Source organism: Niastella koreensis GR20-10 (genome assembly GCF_000246855.1).
Lineage (GTDB): Bacteria > Bacteroidota > Bacteroidia > Chitinophagales > Chitinophagaceae > Niastella > Niastella koreensis.
The window spans coordinates 8256338-8280180 of sequence record NC_016609.1 but is presented as its reverse complement, the minus strand read 5'-3'; the positions used below and the strand labels follow the sequence as shown (position 1 = coordinate 8280180).

21 protein-coding genes, 6 tRNA genes and 1 pseudogene are annotated in these 23843 nt (G+C 40.7%); 2 read left to right on the top strand and 26 right to left on the bottom strand.

The window, feature by feature from the left end:
- Positions 1-2: 2 nt before the first annotated feature.
- The 9 genes and pseudogenes from NIAKO_RS33240 to NIAKO_RS33200 form a co-directional block, all read right to left on the bottom strand.
- Positions 3-560: a class I SAM-dependent methyltransferase gene (locus NIAKO_RS33240; protein ID WP_014222886.1), complete on the bottom strand. Its 558-nt coding sequence runs from the start codon at positions 558-560 to the stop codon at positions 3-5.
- A 215-nt stretch (positions 561-775) separates the two neighbouring features.
- A pseudogene (locus tag NIAKO_RS39870) lies at positions 776-1006 on the bottom strand (CatB-related O-acetyltransferase); the annotation flags it as partial.
- A 436-nt stretch (positions 1007-1442) separates the two neighbouring features.
- Positions 1443-2720, bottom strand: a complete 1278-nt coding sequence (locus NIAKO_RS33230) for an ABC transporter ATP-binding protein (RefSeq protein ID WP_014222884.1) — start codon at positions 2718-2720, stop codon at positions 1443-1445.
- A 3-nt stretch (positions 2721-2723) separates the two neighbouring features.
- Positions 2724-3539, bottom strand: a complete 816-nt coding sequence (locus tag NIAKO_RS33225; RefSeq protein ID WP_014222883.1) for an ABC transporter permease — start codon at positions 3537-3539, stop codon at positions 2724-2726.
- Positions 3540-3544: 5 nt separating this feature from the next.
- Positions 3545-4573: a Gfo/Idh/MocA family protein gene (locus tag NIAKO_RS33220; protein WP_014222882.1), complete on the bottom strand. Its 1029-nt coding sequence runs from the start codon at positions 4571-4573 to the stop codon at positions 3545-3547.
- Complete coding sequence (locus NIAKO_RS33215; protein WP_014222881.1) at positions 4570-5142, bottom strand: acyltransferase; 573 nt, start codon at positions 5140-5142, stop codon at positions 4570-4572. The genes NIAKO_RS33220 and NIAKO_RS33215 overlap by 4 nt, the downstream gene beginning before the upstream one ends.
- Positions 5143-5145: 3 nt before the next feature.
- Complete coding sequence (locus NIAKO_RS33210; protein ID WP_014222880.1) at positions 5146-7557, bottom strand: GumC family protein; 2412 nt, start codon at positions 7555-7557, stop codon at positions 5146-5148.
- A 7-nt stretch (positions 7558-7564) separates the two neighbouring features.
- On the bottom strand, positions 7565-8401 hold the full coding sequence (locus NIAKO_RS33205) for a polysaccharide biosynthesis/export family protein (protein ID WP_014222879.1): 837 nt from the start codon (positions 8399-8401) through the stop codon (positions 7565-7567).
- Positions 8391-8900 carry a UpxY family transcription antiterminator gene (locus tag NIAKO_RS33200; RefSeq protein ID WP_014222878.1) on the bottom strand — a complete coding sequence of 170 codons (510 nt, stop codon included), beginning with the start codon at positions 8898-8900 and terminating at the stop codon, positions 8391-8393. Before NIAKO_RS33200 ends, NIAKO_RS33205 begins: the two co-directional genes overlap by 11 nt.
- An 866-nt stretch (positions 8901-9766) precedes the next feature.
- On the opposite strand from NIAKO_RS33200, the gene NIAKO_RS33195 reads away from it, so the two are divergent.
- Positions 9767-10945, top strand: a complete 1179-nt coding sequence (locus tag NIAKO_RS33195) for an acyltransferase family protein (protein ID WP_014222877.1) — start codon at positions 9767-9769, stop codon at positions 10943-10945.
- A 12-nt stretch (positions 10946-10957) separates the two neighbouring features.
- On the opposite strand, the gene NIAKO_RS33190 is transcribed toward NIAKO_RS33195, so the two are convergent.
- Positions 10958-11491 carry a hypothetical protein gene (locus NIAKO_RS33190; RefSeq protein WP_014222876.1) on the bottom strand — a complete coding sequence of 178 codons (534 nt, stop codon included), beginning with the start codon at positions 11489-11491 and terminating at the stop codon, positions 10958-10960.
- A gap of 212 nt (positions 11492-11703) precedes the next feature.
- Between NIAKO_RS33190 and NIAKO_RS33185 the strand changes: the two genes are divergently transcribed.
- Positions 11704-12822, top strand: coding sequence for a metallophosphoesterase (locus NIAKO_RS33185; protein ID WP_014222875.1), 1119 nt, complete (start codon positions 11704-11706; stop codon positions 12820-12822).
- A 43-nt stretch (positions 12823-12865) separates the two neighbouring features.
- Here NIAKO_RS33185 and NIAKO_RS33180 read toward each other — a convergent pair whose 3' ends face one another.
- The 16 genes from NIAKO_RS33180 to NIAKO_RS33105 form a co-directional block, all read right to left on the bottom strand.
- On the bottom strand, positions 12866-14329 hold the full coding sequence (locus tag NIAKO_RS33180; RefSeq protein WP_014222874.1) for an RtcB family protein: 1464 nt from the start codon (positions 14327-14329) through the stop codon (positions 12866-12868).
- A 10-nt stretch (positions 14330-14339) separates the two neighbouring features.
- The gene (locus tag NIAKO_RS33175) at positions 14340-14903 is read right to left on the bottom strand and encodes a DinB family protein (RefSeq protein WP_014222873.1); all 564 of its coding nucleotides are present in this window, start codon (positions 14901-14903) and stop codon (positions 14340-14342) included.
- 144 nt (positions 14904-15047) lie between these two features.
- Positions 15048-16148 (bottom strand): slipin family protein, encoded by a 1101-nt coding sequence (locus NIAKO_RS33170; RefSeq protein WP_014222872.1) that lies wholly within the window; start codon positions 16146-16148, stop codon positions 15048-15050.
- Between the two features lie 569 nt (positions 16149-16717).
- A complete protein-coding gene (locus tag NIAKO_RS33165) occupies positions 16718-17461 on the bottom strand; it encodes a hypothetical protein (RefSeq protein WP_014222871.1) in 744 nt (247 codons plus the stop codon).
- Between the two features lie 148 nt (positions 17462-17609).
- Positions 17610-18095 (bottom strand): ribonuclease H-like YkuK family protein, encoded by a 486-nt coding sequence (locus NIAKO_RS33160; RefSeq protein WP_014222870.1) that lies wholly within the window; start codon positions 18093-18095, stop codon positions 17610-17612.
- Between the two features lie 23 nt (positions 18096-18118).
- Complete coding sequence (locus tag NIAKO_RS33155) at positions 18119-19192, bottom strand: AAA family ATPase (protein ID WP_014222869.1); 1074 nt, start codon at positions 19190-19192, stop codon at positions 18119-18121.
- A gap of 333 nt (positions 19193-19525) precedes the next feature.
- Positions 19526-19597: transfer RNA gene (locus NIAKO_RS33150), tRNA-Asn, on the bottom strand.
- Positions 19598-19741: 144 nt separating this feature from the next.
- Positions 19742-19812 (bottom strand) — tRNA-Arg (locus NIAKO_RS33145).
- A gap of 19 nt (positions 19813-19831) precedes the next feature.
- Positions 19832-19905: transfer RNA gene (locus tag NIAKO_RS33140), tRNA-Gln, on the bottom strand.
- 6 nt (positions 19906-19911) lie between these two features.
- A tRNA-Asp gene (locus tag NIAKO_RS33135) sits at positions 19912-19983 on the bottom strand.
- Between the two features lie 4 nt (positions 19984-19987).
- Positions 19988-20059, bottom strand: a tRNA-Gly gene (locus tag NIAKO_RS38855).
- A 6-nt stretch (positions 20060-20065) separates the two neighbouring features.
- A tRNA-Pro gene (locus NIAKO_RS33130) sits at positions 20066-20138 on the bottom strand.
- Between the two features lie 147 nt (positions 20139-20285).
- Positions 20286-20426: a hypothetical protein gene (locus tag NIAKO_RS38850; protein WP_014222868.1), complete on the bottom strand. Its 141-nt coding sequence runs from the start codon at positions 20424-20426 to the stop codon at positions 20286-20288.
- A 764-nt stretch (positions 20427-21190) separates the two neighbouring features.
- A complete protein-coding gene (locus tag NIAKO_RS33120; RefSeq protein ID WP_014222867.1) occupies positions 21191-21862 on the bottom strand; it encodes a response regulator transcription factor in 672 nt (223 codons plus the stop codon).
- Positions 21863-21880: 18 nt separating this feature from the next.
- Positions 21881-22627, bottom strand: a complete 747-nt coding sequence (locus NIAKO_RS33115) for a sensor histidine kinase (protein ID WP_014222866.1) — start codon at positions 22625-22627, stop codon at positions 21881-21883.
- Positions 22628-23303: 676 nt separating this feature from the next.
- Complete coding sequence (locus tag NIAKO_RS33105; RefSeq protein ID WP_014222864.1) at positions 23304-23819, bottom strand: hypothetical protein; 516 nt, start codon at positions 23817-23819, stop codon at positions 23304-23306.
- Positions 23820-23843: the final 24 nt, after the last annotated feature.

Here is a 23843-nt window from a genome sequence, read left to right as displayed (position 1 = left end):
AGTTACAGGTAGGCGAGCTGTTTGTTCCGGCTTATCTTTTTGGTCATAGTAAGGCCCGGATTAAATGGCAATGTGATTATCTCAAAGTCATCGGCCAGATGTTGCTTGATATACAAAGCTGTTTTATAGGTATCTGAACAAAGTTCAGGTTCAGTCATTGAAAGATCATATGGATGGGTGTCGTGTAAAAAAATGAAACCTTCTTCTATCATATGTTCTTTAGCATTCATAAAATCTTTCAAAGATTGCTCATAACTATGATCGGCATCAATAAATACAAGATCAAATTTTACACTTGTCCCTTTGATTGAAGCAAAGTAATCATCAGTTGTTCCCAGATGAAACTTCATATTCCTTTTCAAACTATAACTTATAGGCTGCATATCAACCCCAACAGCAGTAGTAGCAAATGCCGATAATCTTTTAAAGCATTTCCCATCCCTTACCCCTAATTCAAGGTAATGCTCAGGTTTTATCCACTTTGCCATTAATTCCAGAAAAGAAATATGGTCAAAAGTTTCTGTTGGCGGAGGAACATTTCTTAAGTAAATGGATTTCATATTATTAATTACGATTTTGGAAAATAAGAATACGTAATCGCAAATACACTTCAGTTTCAATCAAACATTTGTCTGATGTTAGCTCTGCTCATTCCAGAATAAATCCACCCAAAAAATATTCTTATAGCCTGACAATTCAGGATGAAAACCGGTCTTTACTATGCAGATAAATGAATCATGCTTGAGTTTAGAGATTGTTGAAACAAATTTTTGTTTTCAATTATTTTTTCAAGCGGCCAGTTCCACCAGGCCATATCCAGCAATTTAGCAATTGTACCCTCATCAAAACGTTTTCTGATTTCCCTGGCAGGAACTCCACCCACTATTGTATATGGCGGCACATCTTTAGTGACAACTGACCCAGCCCCTATAATAGCTCCATGTCCGATTGTTATCCCGTCTTTAATGTAACAATTGGCCCCAATCCATACATCTGAACCTATAGTGACGCTTTTACTGGTCTCGAATAATTTCTTTTCAGTCAGGGAGTCAAATCCATGAATATAGGATGGAGCAATAAATATGGGATGAGTTGAAAGATAACTAACAGGGTGTTCTCCCTGTGCAACTATAACATTAGGTCCAATACTGCAATATCTTCCTATTGTGGTATTGGCAATGTTTGATCCGTGTTGAATATAAGTAAACGAACCAATGCTACACCTGTATACCCTGCCCATTCCAAACAGGCAATTATAACCTTCCAGCTTGCAGTCTTCAATAATGAACTCAGGATCTATATGAGTCGATACTGAATTCTCTAATACCTTTAGATTCCTTTCAGCATTTCGAACAGCTTTCCGAAAAGTAAGGTATTTATATTTTAGCTTTTTAAGACTCACTGGTTGACTTTATCATTTTTTAATTAAGACACCTGATATCTTACCATGAATGCTCTGCGTCTTTAAGTAACTGGAAAGAACTTGAATATTCAATTTTCGGTCTGATAATACCAGGCAAACGTCTGAATGTATTCCCCAAACGTTCATTCATAACTTCAAATTGAAGGAAATCATGAACACCAAATAGGGGATGTTGCTGATTTTCTCCGAAAATCAAAGTGAACGTATAAGTTCCCGTATTTAATAAATGCGGAGGTAACTGACCTTTCACGGTATAAATACCTTGCCGGGAATCTCTCTCTTTAGTGACAATCTCACCCTGATGCAGAATGACCACATCATCTTCATTCTTTAAATCGAATGTAATATCAAGGTTGATGTCTTCTTTTTGATTGTAAAAAGAGATTTCAAAGTTGATGCCCGATGAAATGGAAATAACATCGCCCTCTATTGGAGTTACTTCAAATCTCAGGATACGAATATTCGCATTTCCTGGCGCCTCAGACAAAGGTCCTTTATGGGAAAATAATGTCGATGTATTTTGCCCTTTCTGATAAAGGGTTACAGCATCTAAAATAGGACCATCAAATTCCAGTTGTCCTTTATTTAACAAAATGCCATGTGTACAAAGATTTTTTACTGCGGCCATGTTATGACTCACGAACAATACAGTTCGTCCATTGCTGCTCACATCCTTCATTTTGCCAAGGCATTTTTTCTGGAATTGGGCATCCCCAACAGCCAGCACCTCATCAACCACCAGTATTTCTGGCTCCAAATGCGCCGCAACAGCAAATGCCAAACGTACATACATACCACTGCTATACCGCTTGACCGGTGTATCTAAAAACTTTTCTACTTCCGAAAAATCCACGATCTCATCAAACTTCCGTTTAATTTCCGCTCTACTCATTCCCAGAATGGCGCCGTTCAGGAAAATATTTTCACGTCCGGTCAGTTCCGGGTGAAAACCGGTACCTACCTCAAGTAAGCTTGCTACACGTCCGTTGATCTCAATCCTTCCTGCAGAAGGTTCGGTAATACGGCTCAGTACTTTAAGGAGGGTGCTTTTGCCGGCACCATTCCGGCCAATAATACCCAAACGTTCTCCAGGCTTTACTTCAAAGCTCACCTCATTCAAAGCCATATAACTTTCGCGGGTAACGGCCTTTTTACCGGAAGAATTTGAGCGCGAAAAAGAAAATATCTTTTTAGCCTTCCTCGCCATTACATCGCGTAAGGTGGTATACTTTTCAGCAGCTTCATGGGAAATTATAAACTCCTTGGAAACCTTTTCAACTTTTATAATGGAAGACATATATTAGATATTATCGGCAAAGCTTTTTTCCGTTTTTCTGAAATACCATACGCCAAGCCACAGGAAAAATATGGACATGGCCACAGATATTAAAAGACCTGGCATGTACAGAGGTTCTCCCAATATACACCAGCGAAAACCATCTATAATTCCCACCATAGGATTCAGAGCAAAAAGAGCTCTATACTCTTTTACAATACTACTGCTAAAACCAACAGGCGTAACATATAAACCAAACTGGATAATAAATGGTATGATATAACGAAAGTCACGATACTTCACATTGAGTGCAGTAACATACAAGCCTACTCCAAATGCTACAATAAAGGAAATAAGTATAAAAATGGGCAGAAATACAATAGTCCAGTGAGGAACAAAATGGTATATAAAAAACATCACTACCAGTATCAGTAAAGATATTCCCAAATCAACCAGACTGGTGATAACGGAACTGGCAGGCACAATCATTCGGGGGAAATAAACTTTTGTAATAAGGTTGGAATTACCGAGAAGACTTCCACTCGCTTCCCCCAATGAATTGGCAAAAAACTGCCAGGGAAGCATACCGGTAAAAACCATCAATGCATAGGGGATATTCGAAGGGGCCTGTAATTTAGCCATCCTGTTAAAAACAACCGTAAAAATTATAGTCGTAAGCACAGGACGTATTACACTCCAGGCGGCGCCTATAACAGTTTGTTTATATCGCACCTTCAGGTCACGCCAGCTGAGAATGTAAAATAATTCGCGGTAATACCACAAATCCTTCCAATAGTTCTTTTCTGAAGCGCCTGGTTCAATTACAAGTTTAAACGACATACCAGTTAAGCGGATTGATGGTTATTGTTATATATCTTCTGAATGATCTCTACCACTTTCAATCCTTCCAGGGCATTGGTGGTTATAGCAGCCCGGCCTTTAAGCACATCTACCACGTTTTGAAATACATAATGGTGGTTGGCTGCAGAGCCCTTGTACGGACCATAATCATTTGGTGGATTACCGGGAGGCAATACAGGCATTTCATAATTTTTGATCTTACATACCTGCAACTCGTTCATATACTGACCACCCACCTTTACAGTTCCGTTTTCACCAATGATAGTGATACTGCTTTCCAGGTTCTCGTTCCAGGCAGAAGTAGAAAAATTGATGCATCCCATTCCACCATTCACAAAGTCAAAATTTACGAACCCTGAATCATCAAATTCGGTCAACTGTTTGTGGTTGAAATTTGTGAATTTACCTTTTATGTTTTCTATATCGCCAAACAACCAAAACATGATATCAATAAAATGTGAGAACTGAGTATATAAGACACCACCGTCTAAATTTTTGGTGCCATGCCAGTTACCAGGAACATAATACCGTTCGTCACGATTCCAGTAGCAATTCACCTGAACAAGGTAAATATTGCCTAACAGATTTTTTCTTAAAACCTCTTTAAGCCATGTCATTGGCGGTGAATAGCGATTCTGCATTACACAGAATACCTGGCGGTGATGGTGTAACGCTTCATATATAATGCGTTCGCATCCCGCTTTTGTCAATGCCATTGGCTTTTCAATAACCACATTACGTCCTGCACGCAGGGCTTGTAAAGCCTGCTCTTCATGCAACCCGTTTGGAGTTGCCACGCAAAGCACATCGAATGGAATTTCGCTTTCTAAGAGTTGGGTTAAACTGGTAAAAAAAGGCACATTGTAAGAAGCGACATCTTTGGCAATTGTTTCTTTAACATCAGCTAAAGCTACCAATTCGGCTTCAGGATTATTGGAGATCATGGCAGCATGGCGCTTGCCTATATGGCCGCAACCAACAACTGCAAACTTAATTTTTCCGTTTAAGGTCATGCTATTCTTATTACACTATTGTTTATTAACTGATAACGTTGTTTTGTTTCGGGGCAAATTGCATAACCTTCTTCATCAAAATGCAAGCGATGTCCATATTCGCTTACCCAACCAATCTGGCGGGCGGGGTTACCAACTACCAACGCGTATGGTTTTACTTCTTTGGTAATAACAGCCCCGGCGCCTACAAATGCATACTCACCAATGTTATGACCACATACAATCGTTGCATTTGCTCCTATTGAGGCTCCTTTTTTTACCAGGGTTGAACGGTATTCATTTTTACGTACTACCGCACTTCTGGGATTAATCACATTGGTAAATACCATTGAGGGGCCTAAGAAAACATCATCCTCACAAATCACTCCTGTATAAATAGATACATTGTTTTGAACTTTCACGTTATTGCCGAGCGTAACCTGCGGAGAGATGACAACATTCTGGCCAATATTGCAATTTTTACCAATGATACAGCCAGACATAATATGGGAAAAATGCCACACCTTCGTTCCATCACCAATTTCGCACCCCTCATCTGCAATGGCTGAAGAATGAACAAAATAATTCATAGTTTATGATTTACCGTTTGATCCGTTGTTGCTTACATTCTTCGATGTTAATCGCTTAAAAAATCCTTTCTTCTTTGTGCCATTGTCAAAATAATGAGAGTTATAGCCATATCCATAACCGTAACCGTATCCATATCCATAATACCCGCCGTAACCAGCCCTTGTTTTAATGTCATTGATTACAATGGATAAATGCGGCAATTTCTTTTTAACAAACAGGTCATTGGCAAATTGCAGGAATTTCCGGAACGTATAATTATGCCGTACTATATATACAACAGCATCGGCATACTTACCCAATGTTATCGAGTCACTTACCAATCCTACCGGTGCGGTATCAATAATTATAATATCAAACTGCTGACGCAATTGTGTAAACAACTCGTCTACCCGCTCATTCAGGAGCATTTCAGCCGGATTAGGCGGTACAGGACCACATGGAATAACAAAAAGGTTATCCTGACCAGGAACGGGGTAAATAATCTCAGGCAACTCTACACTACGCACTATAAAATTCGTTAAGCCTTTTCTTTCCTTCAGGCCCAGGCCTTCCATGATCTTTGGCTTCCTGATATCAAACTCAAGAATTACAGTTCTTCTATCAGATACTGAAAACACTGCGCCCAGGTTTGTACTGATAAACGATTTTCCTTCCCCGCTGAATGAAGAAGTCACCATCAGAACGGGCTTTTCTACTTTTGGTAGAATATATTGAAGGTTCGACCGGATGGTCCGGAACTGTTCTGCAATGAAATTCCTGTTCTTGGAAGTTACAATCAGTGCCCCGTCCGAATCTGAATGACCTACCTCACCTAAGATGGGTATGCTTGTAATCTTTTCAATATCCTGTTTGCTGCTAACCTTATCGTTCAGGTATTCGATCAGCAGTATAATCCCAATTGGAATGGCCAGGCCAATCAGAATGGCAGTTAAATAAGCGCTCTTTCTGTTCGGCGCTATAGGCCCGCCTAATGAAATCGCCGGTTCCAGTACAACAATATTTGAAATGGTTGATGCCGAACTGATTGAAGTCTCCAGCTTTTTTTGTAGAAGAAAAGAATATAATTCCTGTAAAATATTTTGTTCACGAGTTACTTCCAATAAGCGCTTTTCTTTACCGGGAATGGCCTTTATTTGGCTATCAGTCTCCCCATTCTTACGCTCCAGATCACCTGTGGCTACTATATAAGTTTGCCTGATGTTCTTCAGATTTTCAAGAATATCCTGTCTAATCTTCTCCAAACCTGCATCCAGTGTTTTTATATATGGATTGTCGGCAGTAGTGCTTTTTATAGCAGTGGATCTTTCCAACTGAAGTTTGTTATACTCACTAACCTGTTGAAGAAACGAAGGCTCATCAATGCCCAGTGTGGCTGGCACAGCCCGGTTAGGCGCATTTTTATCGTCCAGGTAGTGAGTCAAATAATCGATTACCTTCAATTTCACCCCATACTCAGTTACCTGTTTGGTACTTTCTGATAAAAGGCCAAACAATAATTCTGACTGTTGTTTTGTTTCAAAAATCCTGTTGGACTCTCTAAAATCCTGTAAGTGTTGTTCAACGCCACCGAGTTCTTTACGTACTGCTATCAGCTGGTCATTTATAAAAGCAAGCGTATTTTCTGCCTGCAGGCGCTTCTCTTCCAGACTGGCTTTCTGAAATTCTTTCATGAAATTATTTACAATATCCAGTCCTATGGGTATGCTTTCTGTTTCATAAGCTAATGCCAATACATTTGTAAAATCACCGGCCTGCGCTACTTTTATACTTCCACTTAATGCCGCTGCGGCATCCTCCAAAGGAGACCAGTTAACCAGAAATTCTTTACTGGCAAAATATGCATAGGGAATGGTTGTTCTTAAAAGACGGAACTGCACACCATTTAATTCAACAGGTTCGTTGAATAAATATTTCTTCCCTTGTTCATTAAGTGTGAACTCGTTGTCATTAATAATTGTAACCAGCAAGCCGAAACCTTTGGTTGAATCAACCATATGGTTAATTATCAACACAAATGGCATATCCCTGCTGTACACTGCCGAGGCGCGAACTTTGCCCTTGTTATAATAAGTGGTTTGTAAACCAGCGGCTGTAATAACCCGGGCCGAAATAGACCTTGAACGTAAAATTTCCATTTGATCGTTCAGGCTGTTCCCGGTATTTTGCATCATAAAGATGTCGCCAAATTTCTCATCTCCGCCACCGCCTCCGCCATAAGGATTATTACGGCTCACCAGCAATTTACCCGACACACTATAAATAGGCGTGGAGTAACGCAACTTAACATATCCAAGGATCAGGAAAATAGCTACAGATATTACCACCCAGGGTAAAAAACGAATATATTTTACCACCAGCTCCCTCGGGCTGAATCCCGATTCACTTTTTTGTTTTATTCCAATTTCTTCGACCATGGTAAAATTAATTTCTAAAAATTGTGATGATTAATGCTACTGCTGAAATTATGCTCGTAGCAAATGTGATGTATCTGAGGCTTTGCTCATTAAGCGCAGCAGCTTTTTTCTTGGTAAGGTCAACATACACAACATCATTCTGCTTTAATTGATAAAAAGGAGAATTAAACAGCTCTGGCTTTGTTAAATCAATTCGGCCAAACTCACGTTTACCGTTTTGCTCCCGTACAATCAAAACATTTTGCCTGTTGGCTGTTAATGTAAGATCACCAGCCAACGCAATAGCTTCTAAAATAGTAACCTTTTCTGAAGGAATAGAATATACTGCCGGCTTGTTCACGTCGCCAATAATTGTAATCTTATAATTTAAAAAACGGATATTGTAATATGGATGCTGCAGAAAGGGCTTTAATCTTTCATCCAGGGTATCTGATAGTTGAAATTTGGTTAACCCATCAACATGTATCGGCCCCAACCCCTGAAACTGTATATTTCCGTCTTTATCTACCAGGTAACCTGCGGTACTCGTTTGTCCACTCCCTCCCGTTGCTCCGGCACCTCCACCGGCGGCCGATGAAACAGACGCGATTGGTTGATTATACAACGCAGTTGCTGTTGGGTTATCACTATAAACAATAATATTCAGGAGATCCCCTTTTTGAATAACGGGTTCTACGAAGGTCATTTTATTTAATCTTGCCGTATCAATGGGATCCTGCAGATATTGTAACTTTTTTAAGTTAGTACAGGAAGAGGTTGCCATAGTGATGATCAGAAAAGCAACAAAGGCGACCGAAAGTTGTGGTAAGCTTATTTGATGTCTTTGCGATTGGCTATTTTTCAAGAAGAACAATTTTTGATTTATCAATATAGGCAGAAAGAACAAATCCAATACTTTCAATAACTACTTCTACTTTTTTGTTTAACACTTTTCTCACCGTGCCCTGCTTACCCATAAATATTCCGCTATCCACCCTTACCTTCTTACCAGCTTTAATTTCAAATGAGCTTACTTCTACATCATGAAAATCGTTCAGGAATTTTTTAATGGCCTCTATCTCTTTTTCTTTAATGATCGCCGGCTTTCCCAACCAGTATATAAAATTCACAACCCCTTCAGTCATTCGAACAGGCGTTTTCTCCTCTTCGTTCACTTTTACAAATACGTAGGATTTAAATAGGGGCTCGTCAACTATTTTTATCCGGTCGCTCCATTTACGATGCACCTTATTGAGAGGACAATAACTTTCTATTCCTTTTTCTTCAAGCAGTTTATGCACCTTTTTTTCCCAGCGGGGCCGCGTATAAACAGCAAACCATTTTTTCGATGTTGTTGCAGCCATAAAAAGATACAAAAAACGTCAACAATTATTTAGCCAGATTGTACTCATATCAACGAAGCTTGTCAAGAATTACGCAGAGCTTCGCCTCCTCAGTCACAGATTTTCCCCGTAACTAATTGAACTTGAATCAATTAATCTTAATCCACCAGTCACCAGACACAATAATAAAAGGGTATAAGTGAGCCACCTCAATGAAGTACTCCTTATACCCTTCCACTATTAAATTTATTTAGCGTAACAATTTGTTCTTCCACAGGAATTCTTTCCATGTTTTTATTCTAAAGCACAGAAGTTTTAACCAGTCGGTACTTCCATTGGCAAAAGCCTGCAAATGCTACCTGAACGGGTGCAAATATAGGTGTTTTTTAATGTGTGTAAACATGTGTAAAAAATCTTAAACTATTATTTTTCAACTAAAAATACCGTTTTCTCAGTCCCAATCTATTATCAATAAATTAAAAAACACATTAAAAACAATTAATACACCCTTTCAGCCTTTTTATGCAATTGGCGCAAGGTAAATAATCATTTCAATAATCAAACTTTCATTAATTGTAAACCCCAGGTATTATTTGGTCATTCAAAAACCCGATTATAAACAGAGGAAAGGCTTATACCCCCATCACGGCGCCATTAAAGAAAAATAATTATTTATCTTCCTGGAACAATGAGGAATTATGCCCCAGCAGTTTCTATAAGGTCACGCCAAAAACGTACTCGATTTAATAAATATTGTTATAAGGCTTAAGCTACCAATCGTTCGCAGAAACCCGCATACCTTTTACAGATAGAGAAATGTCTACTGTGCTCTCAATATCTTGGTTCCTGTTTACAGGTTCCTTATCTTTCCTATCAAATGTAATATCTTGCAAAAACGCTTCTATTCCCTTGATGTTTTCCGGGGTGCTACGGTTGCTTTTATGATACTGGTGAATAATCCCGGAAGCTGGTCAAACCTGTATGCTCCTCTTGAACATGCGCCCTGGCATGGTTGTACGCCTACCGACCTGGTTTTTCCATTCTTTTTGTTTGCCGTAGGTAACGCCCTTGCATTTGTTATGCCCCGGCTTCAGGAAGCAGGCACAACAGCCTTTCTGAAAAAAGTTATCACTCGCTCGTTCCTCATATTTCTCATCGGGTTCTTTCTGAACTGGTCGCCCTTTATCCGTTGGGACAATGATCACCTCACATTTAAAGCATGGGAATATGCAGGCGCCAATGGCAACCTGATAGGCATTCGTATTCTGGGGGTATTGCAACGTATTGCACTCTGCTACTTTTTTGCATCGCTGATCATTTACTTCTTTAAAATACGTGGCGCCTTTGTAAGTGCCTTTGTGCTATTGCTTGGGTATTGGGTGTTGTGTATGTTCTTCGGAAATGCGGCCGACCCATACAGCCTGAACGGCTATTTTGGTTTAGGTGTCGATAAAGCCATCCTGGGCGAATCCCATATGTATCATGGCGAAGGAGTAGCTTTTGATCCTGAAGGTATCACCAGCACGCTTACTGCTATTGTACAGGTGATCTTTGGTTATTTTGTGGGCTTTTACATTCAGCAAAAGGGGAAGAATTTTGAGATGCTGTCGCACCTGTTTGTCGCCGGCTGTATACTCATCTTTACTGGTTATGCCTGGGACATGATGTTCCCCATCAACAAAAAAATCTGGACAAGCTCTTATGTGTTGTATACTACCGGGCTGGCTATACTTGTACTTTCATTATGTATATTCCTGATTGAATTCAAAGAAGCGAAAGGTGCATGGAGTCGCTTTTTTGATGTGTTTGGAAAGAATGCACTATTCATATTTTTCCTGAGTGGCTTCTTACCGCGCATAATTGCACTCTTGCGCTGGGTAGATCATACAGATAATGAAGGTAAAAAAGTTTATACCAGCGCCTTTCCCTGGTTCTATGAGCATATTTGCAAACCCGTTTCATCAAACCTCAAAAACGGTTCATTACTATATGCTATTTGTATGATCGCCTTTTACTGGCTGATCGTGTATTATATGGACAAAAAGAAGATCTATATAAAGGTATAAAGCCCGGATCCATCATAATACGATCTTTCGCAACAGGCGAAACACCAGGCAAATGGCGATGTACAAAGCCGACAAAATTACCATGGAGAATTTTGTAGTGGCCATGTCATAAGCCAGCAAAACCGACCACCGGGTAGGCACATCCTGAAGGCTTTTTAGCATGGCAATGTTTTCAATAACATCGCAAATACCAGCTATAATTAACAACCAGGTAATAAACTTACCAGTACGCATCAATATTTCATGACCGCTTAACCGGCCAAAATACATACAGGCCACAGATAAACCCGAAGTGTATAAAACTATAAACAGAAAATCTATATATATGCCAATGATGGCATGATGGAGTTTACCATATGTGTCCCAATACTGGATTATTTTTTCTGCCACCTTCAGGTCCTTGGCCAGCTCAAAACGAACAATTTCAGCTGTTGCCAATGGCTGCATATACAATTTTGAGGCAATAATGAAAATACAATTGATGGCCAATAATACCCAAAACCAACGTTGTAAATTAGCGGGAGGAACAAACGATAGTTGTTTCATCTGAGCTTATATTTTGTTCGCAGACAATTCTGGTTATTTTGTCGATCGAACTGCCTGTTTGAAATAGTTGGGCAGGGATTCAGGAGAGAACCGGGCTTTACCGTTTTAATGCCTTGTTAACAGTCACCCGTATGAAATTATAAACGACTGTGAATTGCTATCTTACTAAAGTAATAAATTTCAGGCAATTGAAAAAAACCTGATTTTTGAATATGAAAAAATTGTTGCAACGCTTATTTAAAAAACCCGTTACCTGGCTGGCTGAGCGCATCTCTTCCTCACCTCAAAAAGACCAGGTATTTGCCTCATTATCAGCGTTACTCAAAAACATTCAAAACAAAAAAGAAAGCAGTGGTGTAATTGTCCCCTTCGACCTATCGGATGGGAAGTTTGTCATTTTTTCTGATGAACACAAAGGCGCAAGAGATGCTGCCGATGATTTCAGGCTGGCTGAAAAGAATTACCTGAATGCCCTGAACTATTATTACGACAATGGCTTTCACTTTATCAACCTGGGCGATTGTGAGGAGTTATGGGAGAACAAACCGGATATAGTGATGGAAAAGAACCAACCCGACTTTGGGGCAGAATTACGCTTTCTGCAGCAGGACCGTTATTACCGCACCTTTGGCAATCATGATCTGCAATGGAAATATGACTTTCCCCGCAACCGCTTTTTAAAACCTGTTTTTGGCGACAACCTTAAAATATATGAGGGCATTTTACTTACTACTACCTATAATAACCGGCCCTATTCTATCTTTTGCACGCACGGCCACCAGGGCGATAAAAAAAGCGATGGAAATGCCTTCAGTACCTGGTTTGTAGCCGCCATCTGGACACCAATACAACGCTTTCTGGAGATCAGCATTAATTCAACGTCGGATTCATTTGAGCTGGTTGATAAACACAACATCATTATGTACGAATGGAGCGCCACGCAAAAAGACCTGGTGTTTATTTCGGGCCATACACATAAACCGGTATTCGCTTCGCTCGATCACATAGAACGGCTTAACAAAGCATTGGAAAAGGCCAGGGAAAGTAATGATACTGCTGCAATACAAAACATAGAGGCAGAACTGGAAAGAAGGAAAGTGGAATATGCCGGTAAACAATTTCACAAAACCATGGTGATCCCTTCTTATTTCAACAGTGGTTGTTGTTGCTTTTCTGATGGCGATATAACCGGAATAGAGATAGAAGGCGATACCATCCGGTTAATAAAATGGAAAGAAGAAAGCGGACAATCGCACCGGGTTGTCCTGGAGCAATGTCCGCTTTCCTATCTTTTTGAAATGATCTCAAATCCCGACAATTCAAAATTGTAAATGACAATGCCGTCACCGACGAACCGGGACGACATATATCATATTACTCACCGTCCATGGAATTAGTTTTTTGCCATTTCTTAGGCGCTGTTCCATCCATTCTAACAATTTTTGGGGAGAACTTACCTACAACATCTACCAACGCCGATTGGCTTTTCATTACCACTTCTATATCCTTATAGGCATTGGGGGCCTCATCCAATCCGCCACCCAGCAATTTCACTCCATGTCGTTGCAACTGATCTTTCAGTTCCTTCTGCGTAATGGAATTTAATGCTTTGCTCCGGCTCATTTTTCTACCGGCTCCATGTGAAGCAGAGGAAACAGAAGCTGTTTCTCCTTTACCTTTCACAATAAAACCAGGAGCCGTCATGGAACCGGGAATGATCCCCAACACATCCTTACCAGCTGGTGTAGCGCCTTTACGGTGAACGATTAGTTCCTTCATCTTTCCATCAGGCCCGATCATCATCTCCTTCCAGGCAAAATTGTGGTGATTCTCTACCATTGTCAATGGTTGTTCCCCTATTGCTTTGGCAATTTTAGCGTGTATAATGTGGTGACAGGCAGATGCGTAATCACCGGCCAGGTTCATCGCCATCCAGTACTCTATTCCTTCCTGTTCATCCAGATTCAACCAGGCCAAATTAGCCGCCTCCCCGGGTAACCGTCTCTTCTCCCTGGCAATTTTAGTATAGTGATTGGCGATATTAGCACCAAGCGCTCTTGAACCGGAATGGGTCAATAACCCAATATAGGTCCCGGCATCAATACCCAGTATAGCATCTTTTTCACCAACCTCTATAATCCCAAATTCTGCAAAGTGATTCCCCGACCCGCTCGATCCTAACTGCCTTGCCGCTTTTGCCTGTAAACTTTTCAATAAAGGCAGTTCGTCAAACTCCCTGCGTTCTATCACTTCATGCCCGGTAGCAATATCAAATAAACCGGGACTACCAAACAAAGTGGCTTCATTCAATTCACGTGCAAAGAAATGTTCCCGCTGTATCAGTTCTTTGGGATTAATCGGAAAAACGCTTAAACACATCCTGCAACCAATATCAACGCCTACACCATAAGGGATCACCGCATTCTCTGTTGCCAGCACCCCACCTATAGGCAGGCCGTAGCCGGCATGCGCATCAGGCATTAAAGCGCCTGCTACACTAATAGGTAAGCGGGAGGCCAGCTCCATCTGGTGCGTAGCTCCTTCTTCAATATTCTCTCCACCAAATACATTAAAATGAATACCGGTGGCATTCGGTTCAATGGTTTCGCCAGGCTCGGCTTCTTTTTTAGGTATCAATTGTTCCGCTATCAACCCAAGCACCGCGTCATTTTCATACTCCACGGGTGCACTCAATATTTTTCTCAATAACTCCATCACATCCTCCTTTTTCTCATACTTGTAATTCTTTTCCATCAAATTCATCGCTATGCTTATCACGGGCCCTTCGGGATATCCAATAGCTCTTAATTCTTTACCTGAAATTTTTAATTTCGCCATAAATTATTTTTTAAACCCCCAGGTTGAATTCAAATTCAACTCCTTCCATCTGGGTGATATGTCTTTTTGCATGTTGTACCAGGAAATAAATATGATGGTACACATCTATCTTACCCAGGTTATTTACGCTCATCATGATCTTATAAAGCGCGCCTTCACCATGGGGCATTTTTTGTAACAGTATACGGCATTGCTGCAATTGTGATTCCAGCTCCTGCCTGATGTCGGCAACGTGCCTTTTACCGCGCGGTTCCATATGTCCCGGGCGGTTCCAAACAAACGAATTATGCTGGCCAATTATTTTCATTCGTTGCCAGTCAAGGTCGTAATCAACCAACCTTTCAGCATAATCTTCTTTCCTTGACTTTTCCAGCGCCTTCCTGGTGCCCTTGCTGATCAGCATCAGCAAATAATGATTGGTCAATGAAATATGCTCAAGGATCTTACGAATGCTCCAACCTTTATTACTAGGCGCATAATTCAATAACTCCCTATCAATATTAAACCATTTGAATAATTCATCAAAGGTTTGTATAAGCTCTGTTTCAATAATGCTAATTACTTCAGTTTTCATACACTGCATTTTTACTTCCAGTTAATTATCGCAGGTATAAACCAACTGATTGAAAAAGTAGTCCCGCCGCCGACCAGCGGGAACTACTTAAATTCTCAAGGCTATACAACTTACAAGTCACCTGTCCATTAATATGGTAGCAGGTTATTTCTGCGATACTAAAATTTGTTTCAACTGATCAATCAATACACCATTTCCGTTAACACTGATGCTGCTGATCTTATCTGCTATTTTTTCCACGTATTCCATCTCCTTCAATTTCCACAGCATGGAATTTTCTTCCATCAGCTTGGCGGTATTCAACAGACTACGGGTGCTGGCTGTTTCTTCCCGACGCATAATGGTGTTGGCCTGGGCTTTCTTTTCTGCGATCAATACCTGGTTCATGATCTCTTTCACATCACCTGGCAGAATGATATCACGGATCCCGAAACCGGTTACTTCAACACCCAGTACTTCAGTTTTGGTTTTTACAGCTTCCAGAATAAAAGGAGTAATGCTTTCTTTTTTCTCCAACAGTTCATCGAAAGCCAGCCCGCCTACATATTCACGCAGCGCCAATTGAAAGATCGCATACAGCTGGTAGCTGAAATCTTTGTTTTGCACCAGCGACTTTTCAATATCAGTTACCTTGTATTGCGCCCAGGCATTTATCCGCAGGGCAGCCTTATCTTTGGTCAGAATTTCCTGTCCATTGATCTCCACATGCTGCTGACGCATATCCAGTTTGTTTACCGCTATCGCAATGCCATTCTTCCACCAGTAGTACACACCTGCCTTCAGGGTTTGCACAAACTTTCCATCTATATACAATACCCCCTGCTCAAAGCTTTCTATAGAAAAACTACGGACGTATGGTGTTACCAGTCTATGCTGCAGGGTGGCCCGGTCAATGTTTTCAGTGATCGCCACTTTGCTTACATCCGCACGCACAAAATCATATTGAATAACACTTTTCCAGAAGGTGAAACGACCTGCGGTCAACACCTGTTTCAGTAATCCATTCTCGTAAGCCAATACAATTTCATTGTCCTTCACTTCAACTACATGCAGTGCGTCGGCCAGTTCTGCATCCTGCAACAGGATGTTCAGTTCAACAGGCGCATTGAATGGCTGTGTTATGTTGTATATTTTAACGGTTTCGTTTCCCCGGAACCAGTATTTTCCTTCTTTCAGCATGCGTTGGTAAGCGCCTCGTTTAAAAACCAGCGCTACTTCGTACGCATTTACACGAATAGTTTTCATTGTATATCTTTTTATCATGTTAGTTTAATAAAAGCCGGGTGATATGTACCATCCCGTAATTGCGGAAGCAAACTTTCAATGATGTTTGCTATACCAGTTCTTCAACAAGCTGTTTATTAAAGCATCGTAATAAACAGGTTACTGATTCAATAATATAAACCCCATCATGAGCCATCTGCCTGCAGGCATTTACCGGAGTGCGATCCAGCCCTTTGCGGGACCGCCGGTAAATAAGCCCGGCTTTTAAAATGCATCACCATTTTTATGGAAGCGGTGTACTTCCTAACTGCGTGTCAGGCAGTTGTGGTTTTCGAGACCACGTGATTCTGTTGCTCTATCCAACTGAGCTATCCGCCGCGGCGGAAAGGGAATCGAACCCTTGACCCACAGATTAAATGGCTGATATGTCCCGATTTCAACACAGCATACAGATAGTTACTACCTCTGCACTGTTGTGCTCCTTTGAAACACGAACCTGGTTGTCTACGTCAGGCTAATACCAGTCTTCCTGTTAAGGAAGCTTTTTTATACCAGCTCAGCCAACTGCTGAATACCGGATTAATATTTTCTTACAATAAGTCTTGTGCACATTCATCGAGAATCCGCGGCAATGGCTTGTTCTTTAGCACACTTTTTTCCCAGAGTCTTTCTTCTTTCAACCGGCTATTCCAGTCGGTTCCATATAAAAGTCTGTTCATGCGGCCACGGTAATGATTTCCATCCAGGTAATTATCAATTTCCTTTAACCGCCTTTCAATTTCAATATCTCTCTTCTTTACCTTATCAATTATGTTAGGCCGCACCCGTAATACAAAGCGCCAGGGTTCGCTAAAAATGTATCGCTTTGCAAAGTGGTTTTTCCCATAGTGAACCAATTCTTCGTAAAAGAACTGCTTTTCATCGTCTGTGAAACCCAGTCGCAGAAAGTGATTCTCGTGTGGACGCAACAGACTTTGCGGTTTTACTCCGAACTTGTTTTTACCGTATCTTCCCTTTCTGATCATAAAATCTTTTCTATAACTCCAGTCATACGTATTGATCTTCCTCAAAATGTTTTCAAAAAAAGCGGCATGTTTGCCGTATGCCACATCATCGCGTAACACAAAAAAACGTTTCCAGCCTTTTTGTACGGGTGGCGTTAATGGCTCCCATCCAAGTGTACGGTTTTGCCTGATCAGGCGTCTTTCCTCTTTTCCTGTTTGCGATAGTTGCTTGTCAAAATCTTCATACTGCATGCGTTTCTTTTGCCTTACAGTACGCAATCGATACGAAAGTATTTCCGAACCGTATTGCTTAACCAGTTTGCTGTCCATAATGATTGTATTTGTTTCGATCGGAAACTGCGGTGCCATTGCACCATTGCTACCCCTTGTTTCATTATGAACAGTGAACTCTTCTTCATTTTTATTTTTTTTAGAAGCTGTTCCGGTGTTTACTATACCGGAACAGCTTGTATTTTAATTATTGTACTACTTTATTAGCACAGGTTGAGCTGGCGAAGGCATGTGGTTTGGCTTTAAATACAAAGCCCATCCCCATAATATATCCCATGGCTTCCTTCAACGCATCGTTACTTTTAAAGTTAGGGTTGGTATTGATGTCGGCATGCACCTCCATATCTACATTATAAATGGTAAACAGGCGACACAATGCGTAAGCTATCTCAATACTTTTTGAAACCTCCGTCAACATCCGTTGTTTGATATTCATTTTCTGCAGGGTAGTTTCGTTGTGGATATACATGAAACCACCTTTTCCTTTGCGAACGAATACAATCACCGTTGCGAATTCTGTTTCTTTACCCTTAACCTGACTGTCGGTACCAATACATACTTTTACTGTATGTCCCATTTCTTTTTCCCGGACCAAAACGGCCCGTACTTCGTCTTCAATGGGTCTGGTTATTCTTGTACCATCCAGTTTTCTCCAATGCTGTTGTTGCTCCATGGCATACCTCCATTCTGTGTATTTTAATTTTGAATCAAATGCTGCCTGAATCCTATCACTTCTATCCTGCTAGCCGGTTGTTCCTTTTCATGCGGGTTGGCTATTTCTGCAATGGTCATGGGTTGATTAACAGTTGTATCTAGCCCCAAATGATTGCTTAACCGTTGTGCTTTTGTTATACTCAGTTTGCCAAACTCATATTTTGCTATCAACCTTCCTTTCCTCGTCAGGGCGCTGTCTACCAGCGTGAGCGAATTGTTGAAAGTGCAGATGAGTTGTACATTCAGAAAATCGGCCAGTAACCCATCTGAAATATTCAACAGGTTCGATACCGATGAACCCGAGTTGTACCTTCTGTCCATGATAATATTTTCTGCATCTTCAATAATCACTACAGTATTGGGATTATTGACCAGCATTTCAATAAAATCAGGATTCATCAGGTTGTTTGCTGTCCCGGGCGATAAAAACATTACCCGCTTTTTTATTTTCCCTATCAGGTAGCGCAGGTAGGTTGTTTTCCCTGTTCCCGGCAAACCATGCAGCAACACAATACCCTTGTCATTCTTTTTATTCAACCGCTTCCTGATCACCTCATCAGTTTCCTTGAAATCATCTTCATAAAAAAGATCGAGATCCAGTTTGGTACGTTTGATCTCCATGGGTTTCAGCTCCAGCCTGCTCCTTCCCTGCACAATCAAATTGATCTCAAGTGGTTCACGCCTTTGCCGTTCCTTATACTGGTTGCTCAGCTCAGTAATCGTTTGCACCAGCTCCATACTAGACCCATCGTGTAAGATCTCACAGTAATTATCATCGAGTTCAACAAGGCAATTGCCTTCTAAAACCAGCACTGTTCTGTCGAACTCAAATTCCTTTCTGCTTCTTTTATACCAACGGTATTGATATATGTTTTTAATTTGGCTGCCGTATTTTTCTTTTAATGCATTGAACACCTTTTCTCCATCAACACGGCTTATATAATGTACGTTGGGCAACAGGTTAAAAAAATTCAGGTATAATACTTTCGCGTTCAGAAAATGATCATCCACCACGTTGTCGGCGTTGATCACCTTCCGTGTAAATAAATTGTCCATATTTTATTTTAAAATAGTTAACAGATGTTTGCTTCTTTGCTTTCAAAGAATGCTCATTAACTATTTCATTACACGAGTACGCATAACCTGAGTTTTAGCACGGCTCCTTCGACTCGAACGAAGACTGATAGTTTTGGAGACTATCATGCTGCCAATTACATTAGAACCGTATACGTGGTGCCTCGTGGAATCGAACCACAATGGTCCCGCCTTCAACGGGATGCAATAGAACCATCTCTGCCAAAGCACCTGGTAGTCTGTATGAGGATCGAACTCATCCGCTCCCGACAAGTCGGGATGCCAGTTAACCAACCAGGCGAACAGACCATTTTGCGGATGAAACAGGGCTCGAACCTGTAACCCTTCCCTTAACAAGGGAACGCTCTGCCATTGAGCTATTCATCCTTTGACCTTACATATTTTCATTCACACCTACGCAACATATCTGCGTAATCAAAACTATGTTTTAAACTCATCTAAATATTTTGATACAACAAAGATGCATACCTAACTGCGCAGTATAATTGCGTATTTAAAATATTTTTTTTGACGGCCTAAGAAGATTCGAACTTCTATCTCTGCGTTCGTAGCACAGCATTCTTCCATTGAACTATAAGCCGTTTCGGGTTATAAGCCGGGTTATTGAGGCTGGGCTTGAACCAACACCATCAGTGTCAAAGACTGATATGCTTAACCAATTACACCACTCAATAATTTTGCGGTCCGTACGAGACTCGAACTCGTAGTGCCTGATAGACAATCAGGAGTGTTAGCCTTTACACTAACGAACCAGTGAGCAGCACTAGAGATTCGAACTCTATCCACCTGATTGGAAGTCAGGAGCGCAACCATCAACGCTTGTACTGCCTGTTGTATAGGAGGCAGGACTCGAACCTACACCCTCCCCGATCCAAACGGGGTATCCGACCAACCGGAATACTCCTATATTTTGTAGCGGTCATGGCAGCCGCTACCTGTTTTCATAAGGTTTATTTTAGTCAGGCTTAATGGTCAATGAATGTTTTTGGAAAAGCATCCGCCTTTCGACGGACGCTTGTTTTTCCTCCTTTTGAATACGTATCTTAAATCTCTTTTATCGAACCTGGAACCCGGCAGGATGTCTTGCATCAACTGGTTCATCTTTTACCTGCCCGATATCTTTTCTTTTGTCGGTTTTGCCGCTGATTAAAGCAATGATCACTCTGATCATAAATACGGCTACTAATAATTGCATCGTCTACTCTCCTTTTTCTTCTTTCATGAAGTTTGTTTTGGTCAAAAAAAAAGCCCGGTCGTTTTATCGACCGGGCCTTTGTTATTCGATTCCTGTATTTACAGTTTCGTTAAACACAACCTGGTCGTATTGGTATGTAATCCTTCTCACTTATGCCGCCATTGAAATAAATCACTGCTACCGCAATTACACACGGGTTCCACTGGATAAATCGTCTCGTATTATCCATCATCATACTTTGCATATGTCGCAATGAGTGTATCATCAATTTGTATGTAGTTATTTAGATGTTGTTATTTATAAATTTCATAAGCTGTTTCGATTTATTTGTTTACTTCCAACTTCCTCTAACGCCTGCACACACATGAAAATAGCATACCTGGTCCTTTGGTCATAAGGGTTCCTTTTCGTTGTCATTTATTAAACAGCCGATAAATAAAAAACCCCGCAATTCCTTGCGGGGCCTGTGTTATATTGAATTAGTTTGTTCAACCTATTCATCAGCGTAACACGCCCCGCAAACAGTAAAGTCCTCTATCGGACTCCAGCCGTTCAGCACAATATTTGATTGTTTGCGTAACATGTTTTTGTTGATTTGTTTATGCAAAGGTGTCAATAATTTTTCAATTACACCAAATATTTTGTGAAGTTTTTTTGAAAATATTTTTCTGGTCACATACAGCCCCGTTACTTTCTTCGGCTATACGTATCCATTAATTTAAGACAACAAAGTGGTTGTCAGCAGGAAAACTTATGCAGTAACGTTAGATGTTTCCGGGTTTGTACAGGTTGTTCTTGATGGCATAAATGATAATACCAGCGGTGTTCTTTACTTCCATTTTTTCCATGATCTTTAACCTCAAGCCTTCCACTGTACGTACACTCAGGAAGATCTTTTCAGCAATTTGCTTGCTGGTAAGGCCATTACAGATATCGGCAACAATATCAATTTCCCGTTCATTGAACTCCGGTTTCTGCTTTTGTTTGTATGGATTGAACTTGCTTTTGGCCACCATCTGTGCCAGTTTGTTGGAGGTATGCCGGCAATAATAGGGTTGTTGCTGGTAAACCGATTTGATGGCTTCTATTATCTCGTTCTTATCGGCATTTTTTAAAAGATAACCGCGGGCGCCCGCTTCCAGCATATCAATAATCAGGTCCTCTTCATCGAACATGGTTAAGGCAATAATGCCAACGTGGGGGTAATGCTCGGCCAAATGGCGGGTAGCGGCAGCCCCATCCATTACCGGCATTTTCACATCGCTGATAACAATATCAGGTTCCTGCGATATTACCTGTTCAATCAATTCTTTGCCATTGGCGGCTTCGCCTACCAATAAAATGTCCTGCTGCTTTTGTAACATTGCCCGCAACCCGTCGCGAAAAATCTCATGATCGTCAGCAATAGCAACTTTTATATTGCCATATGTTTTCATAATAACACCTGGTTCTGGTCAAAGAGGAATTTCAATTGTATATGTGGTGCCCTTACCAGGTTCAGAATGACAGGTAAGTTCACCGCCCATCACTTCGGTCCTACTCTGCAAGTTACGAAGTCCAAGGCCGGGATTGTCTTTTACTTTAGTAAAATAATCAAAACCTTTTCCATTATCTGCGGTCATGAGTAAAAGGCGGTTACCCTCGGTTACAATTTTGACAATCAACAGGGTTGCCTGGGCGTGTTTAATGGTATTGTGAAGAATTTCCTGGATAATGCGGTAGATATTGACCTCTTTGTATTGGTTGAGGTGAATCTCCTGCTCACATATAAATCTAATTTCTAATCCGTATACATTGCGGTTATTATCAATAAACTCGGTAATGGCCTTCTGCAATCCCTTTCGAACCAGGGTATTCGGCATCAGGTTATTGGAAATTTCCCGCAGTTTACGGATAATACTATCCAAATGGGTACTCGATTTACTGATTACGGCCTCATCGTCGGGGTCGGTGGTATTAAGACTGTTTATTTGAAGTTTTACGGCAGACAGCAGGGGGCCCAATTCATCGTGAAGATCAGAGGCAATACGTCGGCGTTCTTTTTCCAATGTATCAATTTCAGCCTGTATTTTTTCCTTATGCAGTTTCAGGCTGCGACGCTGATAGCGGATGATAGTGATAATAAAATAAAGCAAGGTTATACCCACTACACTAACTACTATCAGAAGAGACTGGTAAAGTTCTTTTTCCTGGGTATCCATATTACTGCTACTGCATACAAAAGATTAACCAATAAATTTGAATATACCATTATCGCCTGTAATCCACGTCGAAATTCTTTGCTTGGAACGTACATGAAAGTTACGCCAGTTGATGAATATACTATAAAGAATGAATAAAAAATTATAACTCCCAGACAAATCCAGAATTTTGGGTTCCTGAAAATGCTGCTCCGTTCATGCACCACCATTCTGTTAAAAGTACTTACACTGAAAAAGATCAATGCAAACGAATACAGAATGAAAAAATACAAATTAGCCTTATTGATAAAGCTCGTAAATATTATATTGGTCACCACCCATGCTATGAAAAATGCTCCTGCAATGGCGATAACCGTCGATTTCTTTCTGTTAAAAAGCCCCCAGTTACTGAAAAGCCATAAAAAGAGCAGGAAATCAACATAAGAATAAATATTCAACAGAAAAAAGAGCGACTTTGGAAGCCCATTTTCCATTAGGGTGCGGTGCAGTAATTCTACTGCTAATGCTGCAAAACAAACAAAAAGGAAGGGATAGTAAGATGGATCTATCCTTCGAAATCTTACTATCCCGATTATTACAGCAAAACCGATGCTTAAACTTAAAATAAAACGTACGGTACTACTATCCATTGTACGAGTAAATCTCGGTCATTGAATTAGGGTAATTTTTCCAGCCTTTAAGGCTCAATATCACAAGGCGGTGTACATTGGCCATATTCCAAACCACCATCATCATTAGTTGCCTGGGCACCTATCCTTCCAGTCGAGTCTTTTAAGTAAACATTTTTACCGTTTTTATCAACACCTACGATCATTATTCGCAATGCTCTTTTCTTCTCGCTACCGGGCTTAATGCCATAGTAAAACTTAAAGCCGGCCACGGTGCTGTCTTTTAAATATTCAACTATCGAAGCTCTGTTGAAGATCTCATAGTCCGGGACCATGATATCCGGAAGCCTTTGCCTGATGGTGTCACGGGCCTGATCAAAGTTCTTCTTATAAATATCTATGCTCATCACAGGAATGAAATGGTTTCTTCTACCAAGCTCCGATGTATCTTTCGGATTCTTGACACAAACTTCATCTTTTCCAGGTTGAGGGGCTCCTCCTCCACAGGAGCTGATCAACAATGCTCCCATAAAGAAAAAAAGTACAAAAGGGTAAGTCAAATTTGACTTCATGTTAGTTGCCATAAAAAAAATTTAGGTTAAACGGGT